We start from the raw sequence: 13,982 nt of genomic DNA, 5'->3' as shown, positions 1-13,982 counted from the left end.
CGGTGTAGAATTCCGAATATGGTTAACTTTTCTCATCAATAGTGATAATTATCTGCACATGCCGAAGAAAATCGACAAACGCCTTCGCGCCGAACAGTTTCGCCTCCGCCTCAACCGGGCCCTGGGCGAAAGCGGGCTGAGCCAAAGCGCCCTGGCGCGCGACACCGGAGTGGATCGCTCCACCATTTCTCAACTGCTCAAGAATGACGGGGCCCGGCTGCCCAATGCCCACGTGGTCGGCGCCTGCGCTGCTGTGCTGGGGGTTTCTGCCGACTGGCTGCTGTCTCTATCAGACCGCCCCGAAAGCGCCGCAGAGTTAATGGCCGCCAGCATGTCGCTAAGCGAAGCGCCCCGCGCCCTGGTGGATCAGCGGATCTTTGACTGGCACGTTGAGGCAGCCGGCTATAAAATCCGCTATGTGCCTGCGGCACTACCCGATATGCTCAAGACCCGGGCCCTGCTGGAATGGGAATATGCGCCGCATCTGGGGCGGACCGCAGATCAGGCGATTGGCGCCTCAGAGGATCGTCTGGCCTGGATGCGCCAGGCGCAATCGGATTATGAAATCGCTATGCCACTGTACGAGCTGGACAGCTTTGCCCAGGCCACCGGCTATTATGCGGGTCTGCCGCTGGAAATCCGTTTGGAACAGCTGGAACAGTTTGAACGCCTCACCACCCAGCTCTATCCGCGCCTGCGGATATACCTCTTTGATGCCAAGCGGCTGTTTTCCGCGCCGCTCACCATCTTTGGCCCGCTGCTCTGCGTCTTTTATGGCGGCAGTCACTATATGGCCTTTCGAGACCGCGAGCGGGTCGAGACCTTCACCCATCACTTTGATCAACTGATCCGCGAAGCCGATATTACCGCCCGACAGCTCCCCGGTCGCATTCGCGCCCTGAAGGCAGCCTTGAACGCCTAGAGCATGTTACGCAACATGCTCTGACCTCGCCCCCTGCGTCAGGCGCGCGTAAGCGCGCCGCTCAGGCTCAAATCGCGGCAGCGGTTTGAGCCTGCCTCTCGCCAAGAGAGCCCAGTTACAGATCAGACTTTTGGATCCGGGTTTTCAGTATGGCCATCCACTGCGATCACCTGCCCCGAGACCAGCCGCGCGGCATCAGAGCCGAGGAAGACCGCCATATTGGCGATGTCTGCAGCCTCTACGAAAGAGCGCATAGAGGTGCCGGACGCATAACCCTGATAGACCTGATCGCGGGTCATGCCTTTGGTGGCAGCCTCACGCGCCAAGACACCCTCCATCCGTGGCCCTTCCACTGCGCCGGGGCAGATCGCATTGGCGCGAATACCGTGGGGGCCTAGCTCCATCGCCAGGGTTTTGGTCAGGCCGATCATGGCCCATTTGGCCGCCGCATAGGGTGCCCGATTGGGATAGCCGTATTGCCCTGCTGTCGACGAGGTCACGATGATCGCGCCTGCCTTGGCCGCCTTCATCATCGGGGTGGCGTATTTTGCCGCCAAAAAGGCCCCCTCCAGATTGACGCTGACGCAAGCGCGCCAATCCGCCAGCTCCACATCCTCAACCAGTGCCGTCGGGCCAGCGATACCCGCATTGGCACAGAGCACCTCCAAACCACCCCAGACCTCTACGATCTGCGCAAACAAGGCGCTGACCGCGCCCTCATCTGCGGCGTTGGCAACCGTGCCGCGCCAGCCCTCGGGCAGGTTTGCAACGGTCTCGGGATTGAGATCGGTGATCCAGATCTCAAATCCGGCCGCCGCAAACCCTTCGGCAATGGCGCGGCCAATCCCGGCCCCGCCAGCTGTAATCAAAACGCGCTGACGCGGCGCTGTCATCGCGGCGCGCCGATGGCACGGCCCAGCCCCTCTGGTGTCGGCAGATCCGCATGGGCCTCGGCCAGTTTGGCCAGATTGGCTTCGATATGGGCCGCAGGCGGCGCCGAGCGGCGGGTTTTCAGATCCACATGCAGCAGCATATGTTCGCCGGTGGCCAGCAGTCGATCGCCCTCGTACATTTCGTGCCAGAGGTGCATCTTCTTGCCCGCCCCCATGATGACACGGGTCTTGACCTGGATCGGGTGGCCTGCGTGCACTTCGTCGATGTGGCGGATATGGGTCTCGGCGGTAAAATAGCTGCCACCATTGGCGATATATTCGGCATCACAGCCAATCAGGATCATCAATCGATCGGTGGATTGGGCAAAGGCATCCAGATAGCGGCTTTCGGTCATGTGGCCGTTATAGTCGGTCCAGTCCAGTGGCACGATACGGCTCTGGGTCAGCAGCGGCTGGCTGAGATCCGCAAGATCCTCAAGCGTGCTGACCAGCCCGGCTGCGGTCTCCAGGCTCTTGTCATGGGCGTTTTGCAGCGCGCCCGTGCCCCAGTCATTGGCGCCCAACGCCCGCATCATGCCCACAAGGTTGTCGTCGCGAATACGCTCCATCTCGCGGATCGGCAAATGGCCGGACTGTGCATCCGACTGACCGGCGATCAGGTCGACCAGCTCTTCGGTGAACTCTGGCACATCCATCAGCTTGGTCCAGGGAGAGGTCAGGCAGGGGCCAAACTGCGCCATGAAATGCTTCATGCCCGCTTCGCCACCGGCAACGCGATACGTGTCAAACAACCCCATCTGCGCCCAGCGAATACCAAAGCCGTAGCGGATGGCGTTGTCGATCTCTTCCGTGGTGGCGATGCCATCCTTGACCAGCCAGAGCGCCTCGCGCCAGACCGCCTCGAGGAAGCGGTCCGCCACATGGGCGTCGATCTCTTTCTTCAGGTGCAGGGGATACATGCCAATGCCCGACAGGATCTCCTTGGTCCGCCCTGCCACCTGCTCCGAATTGGCGGGGGTTGTCACGACTTCGACCAGGGGCAGCAGATAGACCGGGTTGAATGGATGCGCCACAACGATCTGGCCTGCATTGCCACGCCCCTCTTGCAACTCGGAAGGTTTGAACCCGGAGGTGGAAGAGCCAATCACCGCATCACCGTCGCAGTGTTTTTCCAGATCGGCATAGACCTTTTGCTTTAGGTCCAGCCGCTCGGGTACGCTTTCCTGGATCCAGTCAGCCCCGGCGACAGCCTCGGCAATTGTCCCATGAAAGCTAAGCCGCCCTTCGGCGGGCAACGCCACATTGCCCAGACCAGGCAATGAGCGGCGCGCATTGTCCAGCACCTCGCTGATTTTGCGTTCGGCTTCCGGGTCGGGGTCAAAGACCCGCACTTCCCAGCCATTAAGCAAGAACCGCGCGGCCCAGCCGCCGCCAATGACACCACCACCGATGATTGCTGCTGTTTTCATGATCTATCCTCTTAAGACGGTAACTGCGCCATGCGTCAGTACGGGCAGCGCCTGACCCTCCCGATGGGAGGGGGCTTTCGCCCCCCCACGGGCCCAGGCCTTTGTTTTGTTTACTTTGTTACCGGTGCGCGTTTCGTCAGCCCAAGCTGCGCCCGTACATCGTTCGGTCCCATCAGCTTGCCGCCCATGTTCTCGATGATCGTGCCTGCCCGTTCCACAAGCTGATAGTTTTCCGCAAGCACGCCCTTTTCAAGCCAGAGGTTGTCTTCAAGCCCGACGCGCACATTGCCGCCCGCCAGCATCGAGGCTGCCACATAGGCCATCTGATCGCGCCCCAATGAGAAGGCCGACCAGTTCCAGCTCTCAGGTACATTGTTGACCATCGCCATGAATGTGTTCAGGTCATTGGGCGCCCCCCAAGGAACCCCCATGCAAAGCTGTACCAGCGCAGGGCTTTGCAGAATGCCTTCTTTCTCCAGCTCTTTGGCGAACCAAAGATGGCCGGTGTCAAAGGCCTCAATCTCTGGCTTCACGCCAAGATCGGCCATCATCTGCCCCATGGCACGCAGCATGCCGGGGGTGTTGGTCATGACATAGTCGGCTTCGGCAAAGTTCATGGTGCCGCAGTCCAGCGTGCAGATCTCTGGCAGGCATTCAGCAATATGCGCCATCCGGGCGGTTGCGCCGATCATGTCGGTTCCGGCCTCATTTACCGGCAGCGGGTTTTCAACATCGCCAAAGACCATATCGCCACCCATGCCGGCGGTCAGGTTCAGCACCACATCGGTGTCGCTGTCGCGGATCCGATCGGTCACTTCGCGGTAGAGGCCCAGATCGCGTGAGGGCACACCGGTCTCGGGATCGCGCACATGGCAATGCACTACAGCCGCCCCGGCCTTGGCTGCGGCGATGGCGCTCTCGGCGATTTGCTGCGGCGAACGCGGCACATGTGGGCTGCGGTCCTGGCTGCTGCCAGAGCCGGTCACGGCGCAGGTGATAAAGACATTTTTGTTCATATTCAGAGGCATTTTGGTTTTCCCCGCAATGTACAGGGTTGTGCCTAGAGTTATCCCCAAGCTCTTCCCCAGATTCCTATTTGCTTCACCGCCTAGTCTGCCTCAGCCTTTGTACAGACAGTTTACACTAAGCGAATCGAAGTTGATGAAATCCGCAAAAAATATCCTGCAGCCCGAACATCGCCCGCTGAAAACAGCAGTGCTGGTGCTTGATGAATGCAACACGCTCTCTTTTGCGGCCGCCGTCGATCCGATGCGCGCCGCCAATCGCCTTGCCGGGCGCTGCGTCTTTGACTGGGACTATGTGAGTGCCACAGAAGAGCAGCCGATGCTGACCAGTGGCCTGCATGTGCCAGGCTTTCCCCTGGCCCGGCTGGAAGACTGCGAGCTGCTGATTGTGGTGGCCGGCTTCCAGCTGGCCCAGCAAGCCACGCCCAGCCTGCTGGCGGGGCTACGTCGCCTGGCAGCCAGGGGCACCACCATTGCCGGCATCGACGGCGGCCCCTGGCTGATGGCAGAGGCCGGGCTGCTTGAAGGGCACCCCGCTACCACCCATTGGGAAGATCTGGAAAACTTTGCCAACCGCTTTGCTGGGGTGGATTGCCGCAATGACCGCTTCACCGTCTCCGAGGGACGCCTGACCTCTGGCGGCGCAACCCCGGCGATCGAAATGATGCTGCATATCATCAGCGCCCGCCATGGGGCCGGCTTTGCTGCCCGGGTGGCCGGTCTGTTCCTCTATGATGGCCCCGCTGCACCAACACGCGCCCAAAGCCGCCTGGGTAGCCACAAGCACAACGCGCTGACCGCCAAGGCCAATGCCCTGATGGAGGCCGCTCTGGACGAACCCCTGACCCTGACCACAATCGCCGAGCGGCTCGGCACCAGTCCGCGCAGCCTGCAGCAGCAGTTCCGCCTGCGGCTGAACACAACCCCACAGGACCACTACCTGCACCTGCGTCTGGCCGAGGCCCGCCGCCTGGTCAGCGATACGGATCTGTCCCTGATGGAGGTGGCCCTGGCCACTGGCTTCACCTCACCCTCGAGCTTTGCCCGCGCCTTTCGGGTCGCCCATGGCACCTCTGCCCGCGAGTTGCGCCAAAACCGCAGCAGCATGAGTAGCGCCAGCTTTGGCGCCTCGGGGTCCTCCCGCCCGGAAACGCCACGCCCGACAACCCACTAACCCAACACGGCACGCAGGCCCCTTCCCCCTTCTCCCCTGCGCCGCAGGCAATGGGTCAAAGGGCACACCAGCGGCGGCCTGCGTAGCTCCGCTGGCTTGAGGCACAGAGGACAGTGGCATGGGCGGCTCAAGGGGGAGATTTGTGTTCTTGAGCCCCGTCTCAGTCACGTCTCTGTCACGTCTCAGCCCCATCTCAGTCGCGTGCCAACGCCGCGCGGCGCGCGGCGCCGGGCCCAACGGCAAAGGGGCCTGCAAGGCACCTGGCGCAGGCGGAAGCCCCCCGCCCTTTGTTTAATAGGGCATCGGATGGGCGCGATGCGCCTGGTCGATCTCTTCCAGAACCTCCGCCGACAGGTCCAGCTCTACAGATTTCAGCGCGTGCTCCAGTTGCGCCTGTGTGGTGGCGCCAAAAATGGCAGAGCACATGAAGACCCGCGTCCGGCACCAGGCCAGTGCCATATGCACCGGGTCCAACCCGTGGCGTGCCGCGATCTCCAGATAGGCCGCAACCGCGCCATAAACCCGTGGTGCATGACGTCCGCCCAGTTCCGGCACGATCGACTTGCGCGAACCTTCCGGTACTGCGCCCTCTTGGTACTTGCCGGTCAACAGCCCCGTGCCCAGTGGCGAAAAGGCCAAAAGCCCGACGTCTTCGTTGACGCTCAGCTCTGCCAGGTCGGTGTCATACATCCGGCACAGCAGCGAATACTCGTTCTGGATAGAGGCCACCCGCGGCCCCCGCCCTTCCTCGGCCAGCCGCAGCCACTGCGCCGTGCCCCAGGCGCTTTCATTGCTTAGCCCAAAGGCACGGATATTGCCCTTGTCGACCTGGGCCTGCAGCGCCTCCAGGCAGTCGCGCATATTGTCCAGCGTTTCTTCCCGGTTCTGGCCCGAGGGATCATAGCTCCAGTTCTTGCGAAACATATAGCTGCCGCGATTGGGCCAGTGAAACTGGTAGAGATCAATATAGTCGCACTGCAGCCGTTTCAGCGATGCCTCAACCGTCGCGGCAATGGTCTGCGAACTGATCGGCGCGCCGTCACGCACTGCCTGCATGCCTTCACCAGAGTGTTTGGTCGCCAGGATGTAATCGCCCCGCCGCCCGGTTTTCGCGTGCCAGGTGCCTAGGATCTCTTCACTACGGCCGATGGTTTCGGGGCGGATCGGGTTCACCGGATACATTTCTGCCGTATCAATAAAATTGATCCCGGCTGCCAGCGCCGTGTCGATCTGCACATGCGCCTCGGCCTCTGATGTCTGGGTGCCATAGGTCATGGTTCCAAGGCAGAGTTCCGAAACCTCCATTCCGGTCCGACCAAGGGGAGTCTTCTTCATTGCGCGTTCCTTCACTGCTTGGAGGCCAACAGGCCAGACATTTTGGCCCGCGACCTTAGCGCCCCGCCCCGCGAGCGCAAGCCAACAGCCGCCTTGTGCTTTGCGACAAAATACAACAGCCTGCCCGCGTCCGCAGTTCAGTCAGGAGAGCCAAAAAATGGCGCAGAACATTACCAAGGGCGTAAAGGCCCTGCTTGCCGAGGCCAATGCCAAGGTCGCCACCTTGTCGGTAGAGGAGGCCAAGGAAAAGGCACTGGATCCCGACTATGTCTTCGTCGATCTGCGCGATATCCGCGAGGTGCAGCGCAGTGGCCTGATTCCCGGCGCCTTCTCCTGCCCGCGTGGCATGTTGGAATTCTGGATCGACCCAGACAGTCCCTATCACAAGCCCGTCTTCAACCAGGATAAAACCTATGTCTTTTATTGCGCCAGCGCCTGGCGTTCGGCGCTTAGCGCGAGCATCGCGATGGAGATGGGGCTGGCCCCGGTGATGCATCTTGAAGGTGGCTTTACCGCATGGGAAAAAGCGGGCGGGGCTATTGTTCCGCAGACAGCCTGATACTGTAATTGCGCCCCGCTTTTTTCAATCAAAAGCGGGGCGTTGCGCGCCAATCGCGCATACCTTGTTTCCAACCGCATGTCGCCGCAGCTTCCCGTTTGCCGGCCCCATAGGCCGCGTGCCCGGCAAACGGATCCAGCCAGAACCGCAGGGCCAAACAAGAAAGGCCACAAGCCCTCCTGTGCGCGCCTTATTTGTGCTAGCATTGTAGCTGGAGACCAGAGTGACCCCTTCACGATGGGCCAAGCAACAGCAGGATCCTTCCCATGCCGTCACGACGCCGGATGCTTCTGGGTCTGCTGGGCCATGTCGGCTACGTCGGCCTGGCCACAACACCCGCGCGCCTTTGGGCTGGCAACAGTGACTACAGGCTGGATCTGGATGCGACCACCGTCCAGTTCAGGTTTCAACTCAATGGCACATGGCAAAGCGGCACCATGCCCATCACCAGCTCTGCGATTGAATTGAACCCAAGCCGATTGGCCGCCACCAGGGTTTCTGTAGTGCTGGATGCAACTGCGGCCAAAACCGGGTTCATCATTGCCACCCAGGCCATGACCAGCGCCGAAGTTCTGGATGTCGCGCAATATCCCACCATCCGCTTTACATCCCGCAAGATCCACCTGGGCGCGGAGGGGCGCCTGTCAGAAGGGGCTGAAATCACTGGAGATCTTACGCTGCGCGGCATTACACGACCGATCACCCTGCAGGCGGCACTGTACCGGCGCGCGGGCAGCGCGGTGGATGATCTTAGCCAGCTGGAGTTCAGCCTGACCGGCATCCTCAGCCGGGCCGCCTATGGTGCCTCGGGCTACGCCGCACTCGTCGGGGACAGGGTGCAGCTAGCCATCCACGCCCGCATTCTTCGTAATCAGTAAAACGCTGCTGCCACCGCGAATGCGACATTTGCGTCGGAAAACCACTTGCCTTATCCGCCAGTCGCGGCGTTGATGGCCACATCATGCGTATGATCATTTCTTTTGCCGCCCTCTTTCTGTCCGTCGTGCTGTTGCAATTTGCCACTGGCGGCGTTGGTCCGCTGGATGCGCTATCCGGCTTTGCCCTTGGCTTTGACAAAGAGCAGATTGGCCTGTTGGGTTCGGCGCATTTCCTGGGATTTTTCATTGGCTGCTGGTGGGCACCACGACTGCTGGGAACCATTGGGCATTCGCGCACCTTTGCCGTTTGTACGGCGCTGGGGGCTATGGGGCTACTGGCGCATACGCTGACAAATGATCCCTACGCCTGGGCCGCAATGCGCATTGCCTCCGGGCTCTGTGTGGCGGGCTGCTACACGGTGATCGAAGCCTGGCTGAACGCCAAGGTCACCAATGAGACTCGCGGCCGTGCCATGGGCACCTATCGGCTGGTGGATATGGGCGGCTCACTTGGGGCGCAGCTGTTTATCGCGGTACTGCCGCCGGCCTATTACCTATCTTATAACCTGCTGGCGCTGCTGTGCTGTGCGGCGCTTCTACCGCTGACCCTGACCCGCGCCAGCCAGCCGACAACACCGGGCGCACCACGCCTGCGGCCCAAGCTGGCCTGGCACTGCTCGCCTCTTGCCGTGGCTGGGGTGACGGTTGCCGCGCTCAGCTCTGCCTCCTTTCGCATGGTGGGGCCGGTCTATGGTCAGGAGGTCGGGCTGGAGGTCGACCAGATTGCCTTTTTCCTCGCCTCTTTTGTGCTGGGCGGTGCCCTGGCGCAGTACCCGATGGGCTGGCTGGCGGACAAATATGACCGGCGCTGGGTGCTGATCTGGCTCTCGGTGGCGGCGGTGGCCAGCTGCCTGATCACCATGGCGGCCAGTCAGACCGGCACGCTTGGGGTGATGCTGGCAGCGGGGTTCTTTGGTTTGACAACCTTTCCGATTTTCTCGCTCTCCTCGGCCCATGCCAATGATTTTGCCACTTCTGAACAGCGAGTCGAGCTGGCCGCAGCCTTGATGTTCTTTTTTGCCCTGGGGGCGATTGCCGCGCCGCTGGTGGCCTCAAGCCTGATAAGCCAGTTTGGCCCATCGGCGCTGTTTGCCTTTGTCGCCCTGGGCCATGCGCTGCTGATCGCCTTTGGCCTGACCCGGATGCATGCCCGCGCCACCCCCGACCCAGAAGAGCGCACCCGTTATGTCTATGCACCGCGTACCTCTTTCACCATTGGCCGCCTGATGAAACGTGCGCGGGAGCGCAGGTAACCAGGCCCTACCCCCCTATCGGGACACATCCTTCGCGCCGCTATGGCACCAAAATTTCCCGCCAATGGCTCAGCCGGGGTTTTCGCGCCGCGCTGCATGGGGTAGACGCAGCTTTGACTTTACACATGGGTAGATGGCATGGCACGCGTTCTGATTACTTCAGCAATTCCCTATATCAATGGGATCAAGCACCTGGGCAATCTGGTTGGCAGTCAGCTTCCAGCTGATCTCTATGCCCGCTACCAGCGCAGCATTGGCAACGAAGTACTGTTTCTCTGCGCCACAGATGAACATGGCACCCCGGCAGAGCTGGCCGCCGCCAAGGCCGACAAACCGGTTGCGGAATTCTGCGCCGAAATGCACCAGATCCAGGCTGATATTGCCAAGGGGTTCGGCCTTAGCTTTGACCACTTTGGCCGCTCTTCCAGCCCGCAAAATCATGCCTTGACCCAGCATTTTGCCGGCAAGCTGGCCGAGGCCGGCCTGATCCGCGAAGTTGATGACAGCCAGATCTATTCTCATGCGGATGGCCGGTTTCTGCCCGACCGCTATGTTGAAGGCACCTGCCCCAACTGCGGCTTTGAAAAGGCACGCGGCGATCAGTGTGAAGAATGCACCAAACAACTGGATCCCACCGATCTGATCAATCCGCGCTCGGCCATTTCAGGCTCAACCGATCTGGAGGTCCGCGCGACCAAACATCTGTTCCTGTGCCAATCCCAGATGAAAGACCAGCTAAACGCCTGGATCGACAGCAAAGCTGACTGGCCGATACTGACCACCTCTATTGCCAAGAAATGGCTGCACGATGGCGACGGCCTGCAGGATCGGGGCATCACCCGCGATCTGGACTGGGGCATTCCGGTGAAAAAGGGCAACGAAGACTGGCCCGGCATGGAGGGCAAGGTCTTTTACGTCTGGTTCGACGCCCCCATCGAATATATCGCCGCCGCCGGCGAATGGGCCGAAGCCAATGGCAAAACCGATGCCGACTGGCAGCGCTGGTGGCGCACCGACATGGGCGCCGAAGATGTGAAATATGTCCAGTTCATGGGCAAAGACAACGTGCCCTTCCACACCCTGTCCTTCCCGGCCACCATCCTGGGCTCTGGCGAGCCTTGGAAACTGGTCGACCACCTGAAAAGCTTCAACTATCTGAATTATGATGGCGGCCAGTTCTCTACCAGCCAGGGACGTGGCATCTTCATGGATCAGGCGCTTGAACTGCTGCCTGCCGACTACTGGCGCTGGTGGTTGCTCAGCCACGCCCCCGAGAGCTCTGACGCTGAATTCACCTGGGAAAACTTCCAGCAGTCCACCAATAAGGATCTGGCGGATGTTCTGGGCAATTTTGTCAGCCGCATCACCAAATTCTGCCGTTCCAAGTTTGGCGAAGCCGTTCCCGAGGCCGGCAGCTACGGCGCAGCAGAGCAGGCATTGATGGAAGATCTGACCAAACGGGTCCGCGCCTATGAGCAGCACATGGAAAACATGGAAGTGCGCAAATCCGCGCAAGAACTGCGCGCCATCTGGGTGGCTGGCAATGAATATCTGCAAAGCACGGCCCCTTGGTCCACCTTCAAGACCGACCCCGACCAGGCCGCAGCACAGGTGCGCCTGGGGCTCAACCTGATCCGTCTTTATGCCGTGTTGAGCGCACCTTTCATTCCCACCGCCAGCGCCACCCTGATGCAGGCCCTGAACTGCACCGATAACAGCTGGCCCAGTGACATAGAAACCGCCCTGGCTGCACTGCCTGCAGGCCATGGCTTTACGGTGCCAGAAAACCTTTTTGCCAAGATCACCGACGAAGAGCGCGAAGACTGGCAGGCCCGGTTCGCCGGTAGCCGCGATTAATCCGCTCCCGCGCAACAAATTCCAATCCGGCGGGCCCTCAGGCCCGCCACAATCTGCAAAGCCCGCCTGACTTCAGGTGGGCTTTTCCTTTTGTTAGCCCCTGATCCACCGATGCCCGCCACGGCCGCGAGACATTCCGCGTCCAGTCCCCCCGCAAATATGACAAGCAGGTATGCATAGATATTTTCTTGAGATACTTTTTCCGATAAAAACAGTCAGAAAGGGTTTCCTGATTAAAATAATAAGATATAAAAGACCTAGCCAACCTGACTCGACAGGCCAGCCCACCGCAGCTTCACAACTTAGAAATCGCCGCAATGTCGACCAAGCCTCTCCAGTCTCGCACGGCCCTACCCCGCCTTCCCCCCAAGGCCAGGCCTGATACATATCAGACCACGCCGGGCGCCGACCGCGACCCCCTCTCCAGCCCCGAGCTGGCCGAGTTGTCCTTGATCGGGTTCCCCCCGGCGGACGCAAATCTGGAATGGCTCTTGGACAAGGCGGACTTCAACAATGGGCAATCCTTATGAACCAGATGACATCTGATCCGGTGGCAACCACCGCCACCCCCGAAGTTTTCCCGACCTATCACGCAGAGGACCTGACGCGCGGCGGCATTCAGGCGCGCATTCTGCTCAATGGTCAGATCTACAGCCTGCGCATCACCCGAGCCGGAAAGCTGATCCTGACAAAATGACTCAGCCGCAGACCTCCCTTCGCGGCGGCGCTGCTGTCGGCCTGCTGGCCGATCTTCCCCCGCTAGAGGCGGGGACGGTGCGGTATTTTCGCTATTGGTTCAGCGGCCCATCGGCCCGCGCCGATCTTCAGCAGGCCTTTTGCAACAGCCTTGGCCCCGACAGCGCCCAAAGCGCCTATGACAGCTTTGGCAGGCTTTGTGATTTTTGCGTCACCCATGGCCGCCGCCCGCTGATCCGTCACGGCATGACCTGCTCCTGCCTGGGCGCTGACGAGAATTGTTTTGCCAATCTTGTCGCTGCGGCAACCCAGGGCGAGGCCGCCGATGCCGACCTCCTTGCGGCGCTGCTTGTCGCACCGCAAAAGGCCCGGGCGCTCAGCGCCCTTGCGGCCCAGACCGGTCTGTTTTTGCAACATCTCGCCGGTAGAGCCCCATTACGGCGTCACTATCGTCCGGAAGCTGCAACCCTGCATTGATCCCCTTTTCAACCGACCCACTCCGCAAAACCATCAAGGACTTTATATATGAAATCTCTGTTTCTGACGGGCTCCGCTCTGGCAGGTCTTGCCCTTGGCAGCACCTCGGCCCTGGCCGCCGATGCCAGCGGTGTTTTGACCAACTACGCCAATATCGCCCAGGCGAAATACCAAGACAGCCTGTCGACGGCGCAGACCCTGCAGGCCGCCGTCGAGGCCCTGATAGCCGCGCCTTCAGCCGAGGCCCTGACCGCCGCGCGCCAGGCCTGGCTGGCCGCGCGTGTGCCCTATCAGCAATCCGAAGTCTTTCGCTTTGGCAATGCCATCGTCGATGAGTGGGAAGGCAAGGTAAACGCCTGGCCGCTGGATGAAGGTCTGATTGACTATACAGATGCCTCTTATGGCGGGGCCACCAACGAAAATGCCCTGGCGGCGCTGAATGTGGTGGCCAACCCGGCCTTTGAACTCTCGGGCAAAACCATCGACACCAGCGAAATCACCCCTGTCCTGCTCGCCGAGACCCTGCACGAAGCAGATGGCGTCGAGGCCAATGTGGCCACTGGCTACCACGCCATTGAATTCCTGCTCTGGGGGCAGGATCTGAACGGCACCAACCCCGGCGCGGGCCAGCGCAGCTGGACCGACTATGCGGCAGGCGAAACCTGTAGCAATGGCAATTGTGATCGACGTGGTGCCTACCTGAAGGCCGCAACCGATCTGCTGGTCGCTGATCTGGACTGGATGGCGGCGCAGTGGTCCGACACCGGCGCGGCCCGCAGCACCCTGCTGGCGGATGAAAGTGCAGGCATTTCGGCCATGCTGACCGGCATGGGGTCACTGTCTTATGGCGAGCAGGCCGGCGAACGCATGCGGCTGGGCCTGATGCTCAACGATCCGGAAGAAGAGCACGACTGCTTTTCCGACAACACCCACAACAGCCACTACTACGATGGGCTTGGGGTGCAGAACGTCTATCTGGGTGAATATGTGCGGGTGAATGGCGCACTGGTCTCTGGCCCGTCGCTGTCGGATCTGGTCGCCGCAGCCGACGCCGATCTGGACAGCGAATTGCGCCGCAAACTGTCCACCACCATGCAGGCCCTGGGCCGCATCAAAACCACCGCCGAGGCAGGCTTTTCCTATGATCAGATGCTGGAACAGGGCAATGCTGCTGGCGAAGCCCTGATCATGGGTGGCGTCAATGGCCTGGTCGATCAGACACGATCCATTGAACGCGTGGTTAAAGTTCTCGACCTGGATGGCCTGGCCTTCGAAGGTTCTGACAGCTTGGATAATCCCAATGCGGTTTTCCAGTAACCCTCTATAATAATACCAAAACATAAAAGGGGGCAGCCAGCGTGTCTGCCCGCCCGCCCCCTTTTCC

At 60.8% G+C, this 13,982-nt stretch carries 13 protein-coding genes; 9 read left to right on the top strand and 4 right to left on the bottom strand.

Features of this window, described 5'->3' with window-relative positions; translation table 11 throughout:
- Positions 1 to 58: 58 nt before the first annotated feature.
- Positions 59 to 922 (top strand): helix-turn-helix domain-containing protein, encoded by an 864-nt coding sequence (locus tag LRK71_RS12280; RefSeq protein ID WP_232404091.1) that lies wholly within the window; start codon positions 59 to 61, stop codon positions 920 to 922.
- 122 nt (positions 923 to 1,044) lie between these two features.
- Here the strand turns inward: LRK71_RS12280 and LRK71_RS12275 are convergent, their stop codons facing one another.
- From LRK71_RS12275 to bcoG, 3 genes are all read right to left on the bottom strand, one after another.
- Positions 1,045 to 1,815 (bottom strand): SDR family oxidoreductase, encoded by a 771-nt coding sequence (locus LRK71_RS12275; protein ID WP_232404090.1) that lies wholly within the window; start codon positions 1,813 to 1,815, stop codon positions 1,045 to 1,047.
- Entirely contained in the window at positions 1,812 to 3,287 is a 1,476-nt protein-coding gene (locus LRK71_RS12270) for a carnitine 3-dehydrogenase (RefSeq protein ID WP_232404173.1), read from the bottom strand. The genes LRK71_RS12275 and LRK71_RS12270 overlap by 4 nt, the downstream gene beginning before the upstream one ends.
- A 107-nt stretch (positions 3,288 to 3,394) precedes the next feature.
- Positions 3,395 to 4,312: a 3-dehydrocarnitine:acetyl-CoA trimethylamine transferase BcoG gene (bcoG, locus tag LRK71_RS12265; RefSeq protein ID WP_232404089.1), complete on the bottom strand. Its 918-nt coding sequence runs from the start codon at positions 4,310 to 4,312 to the stop codon at positions 3,395 to 3,397.
- A 133-nt stretch (positions 4,313 to 4,445) separates the two neighbouring features.
- Between bcoG and LRK71_RS12260 the strand changes: the two genes are divergently transcribed.
- Positions 4,446 to 5,483: a GlxA family transcriptional regulator gene (locus LRK71_RS12260; RefSeq protein ID WP_232404088.1), complete on the top strand. Its 1,038-nt coding sequence runs from the start codon at positions 4,446 to 4,448 to the stop codon at positions 5,481 to 5,483.
- Between the two features lie 291 nt (positions 5,484 to 5,774).
- Here the strand turns inward: LRK71_RS12260 and LRK71_RS12255 are convergent, their stop codons facing one another.
- The gene (locus LRK71_RS12255) at positions 5,775 to 6,818 is read right to left on the bottom strand and encodes an aldo/keto reductase (RefSeq protein WP_232404087.1); all 1,044 of its coding nucleotides are present in this window, start codon (positions 6,816 to 6,818) and stop codon (positions 5,775 to 5,777) included.
- Positions 6,819 to 6,975: 157 nt separating this feature from the next.
- Here LRK71_RS12255 and LRK71_RS12250 point away from each other — a divergent pair, with 157 nt between their 5' ends.
- The 7 genes from LRK71_RS12250 (at position 6,976) to LRK71_RS12220 (ending at position 13,915) form a co-directional block, all read left to right on the top strand.
- Complete coding sequence (locus LRK71_RS12250) at positions 6,976 to 7,377, top strand: rhodanese-like domain-containing protein (protein WP_232404086.1); 402 nt, start codon at positions 6,976 to 6,978, stop codon at positions 7,375 to 7,377.
- Between the two features lie 266 nt (positions 7,378 to 7,643).
- Positions 7,644 to 8,255 carry a YceI family protein gene (locus LRK71_RS12245; RefSeq protein WP_232404085.1) on the top strand — a complete coding sequence of 204 codons (612 nt, stop codon included), beginning with the start codon at positions 7,644 to 7,646 and terminating at the stop codon, positions 8,253 to 8,255.
- An 83-nt stretch (positions 8,256 to 8,338) separates the two neighbouring features.
- The gene (locus LRK71_RS12240; RefSeq protein WP_232404084.1) at positions 8,339 to 9,568 is read left to right on the top strand and encodes an MFS transporter; all 1,230 of its coding nucleotides are present in this window, start codon (positions 8,339 to 8,341) and stop codon (positions 9,566 to 9,568) included.
- Positions 9,569 to 9,706: 138 nt separating this feature from the next.
- Positions 9,707 to 11,425 (top strand): methionine--tRNA ligase, encoded by a 1,719-nt coding sequence (gene metG, locus LRK71_RS12235; protein WP_232404083.1) that lies wholly within the window; start codon positions 9,707 to 9,709, stop codon positions 11,423 to 11,425.
- A gap of 526 nt (positions 11,426 to 11,951) precedes the next feature.
- Positions 11,952 to 12,122, top strand: coding sequence for a hemin uptake protein HemP (gene hemP, locus LRK71_RS12230; RefSeq protein ID WP_232404082.1), 171 nt, complete (start codon positions 11,952 to 11,954; stop codon positions 12,120 to 12,122).
- Positions 12,119 to 12,598, top strand: a complete 480-nt coding sequence (locus tag LRK71_RS12225) for a hypothetical protein (RefSeq protein WP_232404081.1) — start codon at positions 12,119 to 12,121, stop codon at positions 12,596 to 12,598. The genes hemP and LRK71_RS12225 overlap by 4 nt, the downstream gene beginning before the upstream one ends.
- A 48-nt stretch (positions 12,599 to 12,646) precedes the next feature.
- Positions 12,647 to 13,915 carry an imelysin family protein gene (locus LRK71_RS12220; RefSeq protein WP_232404080.1) on the top strand — a complete coding sequence of 423 codons (1,269 nt, stop codon included), beginning with the start codon at positions 12,647 to 12,649 and terminating at the stop codon, positions 13,913 to 13,915.
- The last annotated feature ends 67 nt before the right edge of the window (positions 13,916 to 13,982 follow it).

Source organism: Pseudophaeobacter flagellatus (assembly GCF_021228235.1).
Classification (GTDB): domain Bacteria; phylum Pseudomonadota; class Alphaproteobacteria; order Rhodobacterales; family Rhodobacteraceae; genus Pseudophaeobacter; species Pseudophaeobacter flagellatus.
Note: the sequence above shows the minus strand (reverse complement) of the source record. Positions and strands in the feature narration are given on the sequence as shown.

Excerpts from the sequence above, each read along its gene's own strand:
- hemP (WP_232404082.1), top strand. The coding sequence starts at position 11,952 with ATGAACCAGATGACATCTGATCCGGTGGCAACCACCGCCACCCCCGAA.
- bcoG (WP_232404089.1), bottom strand. The coding sequence starts at position 4,312 with ATGCCTCTGAATATGAACAAAAATGTCTTTATCACCTGCGCCGTGACC.
- LRK71_RS12225 (WP_232404081.1), top strand. The coding sequence starts at position 12,119 with ATGACTCAGCCGCAGACCTCCCTTCGCGGCGGCGCTGCTGTCGGCCTG.
- LRK71_RS12255 (WP_232404087.1), bottom strand. The coding sequence starts at position 6,818 with ATGAAGAAGACTCCCCTTGGTCGGACCGGAATGGAGGTTTCGGAACTC.
- LRK71_RS12220 (WP_232404080.1), top strand. The coding sequence starts at position 12,647 with ATGAAATCTCTGTTTCTGACGGGCTCCGCTCTGGCAGGTCTTGCCCTT.
- LRK71_RS12250 (WP_232404086.1), top strand. The coding sequence starts at position 6,976 with ATGGCGCAGAACATTACCAAGGGCGTAAAGGCCCTGCTTGCCGAGGCC.
- LRK71_RS12280 (WP_232404091.1), top strand. The coding sequence starts at position 59 with ATGCCGAAGAAAATCGACAAACGCCTTCGCGCCGAACAGTTTCGCCTC.
- LRK71_RS12275 (WP_232404090.1), bottom strand. The coding sequence starts at position 1,815 with ATGACAGCGCCGCGTCAGCGCGTTTTGATTACAGCTGGCGGGGCCGGG.
- metG (WP_232404083.1), top strand. The coding sequence starts at position 9,707 with ATGGCACGCGTTCTGATTACTTCAGCAATTCCCTATATCAATGGGATC.
- LRK71_RS12240 (WP_232404084.1), top strand. The coding sequence starts at position 8,339 with ATGCGTATGATCATTTCTTTTGCCGCCCTCTTTCTGTCCGTCGTGCTG.
- LRK71_RS12260 (WP_232404088.1), top strand. The coding sequence starts at position 4,446 with ATGAAATCCGCAAAAAATATCCTGCAGCCCGAACATCGCCCGCTGAAA.
- LRK71_RS12245 (WP_232404085.1), top strand. The coding sequence starts at position 7,644 with ATGCCGTCACGACGCCGGATGCTTCTGGGTCTGCTGGGCCATGTCGGC.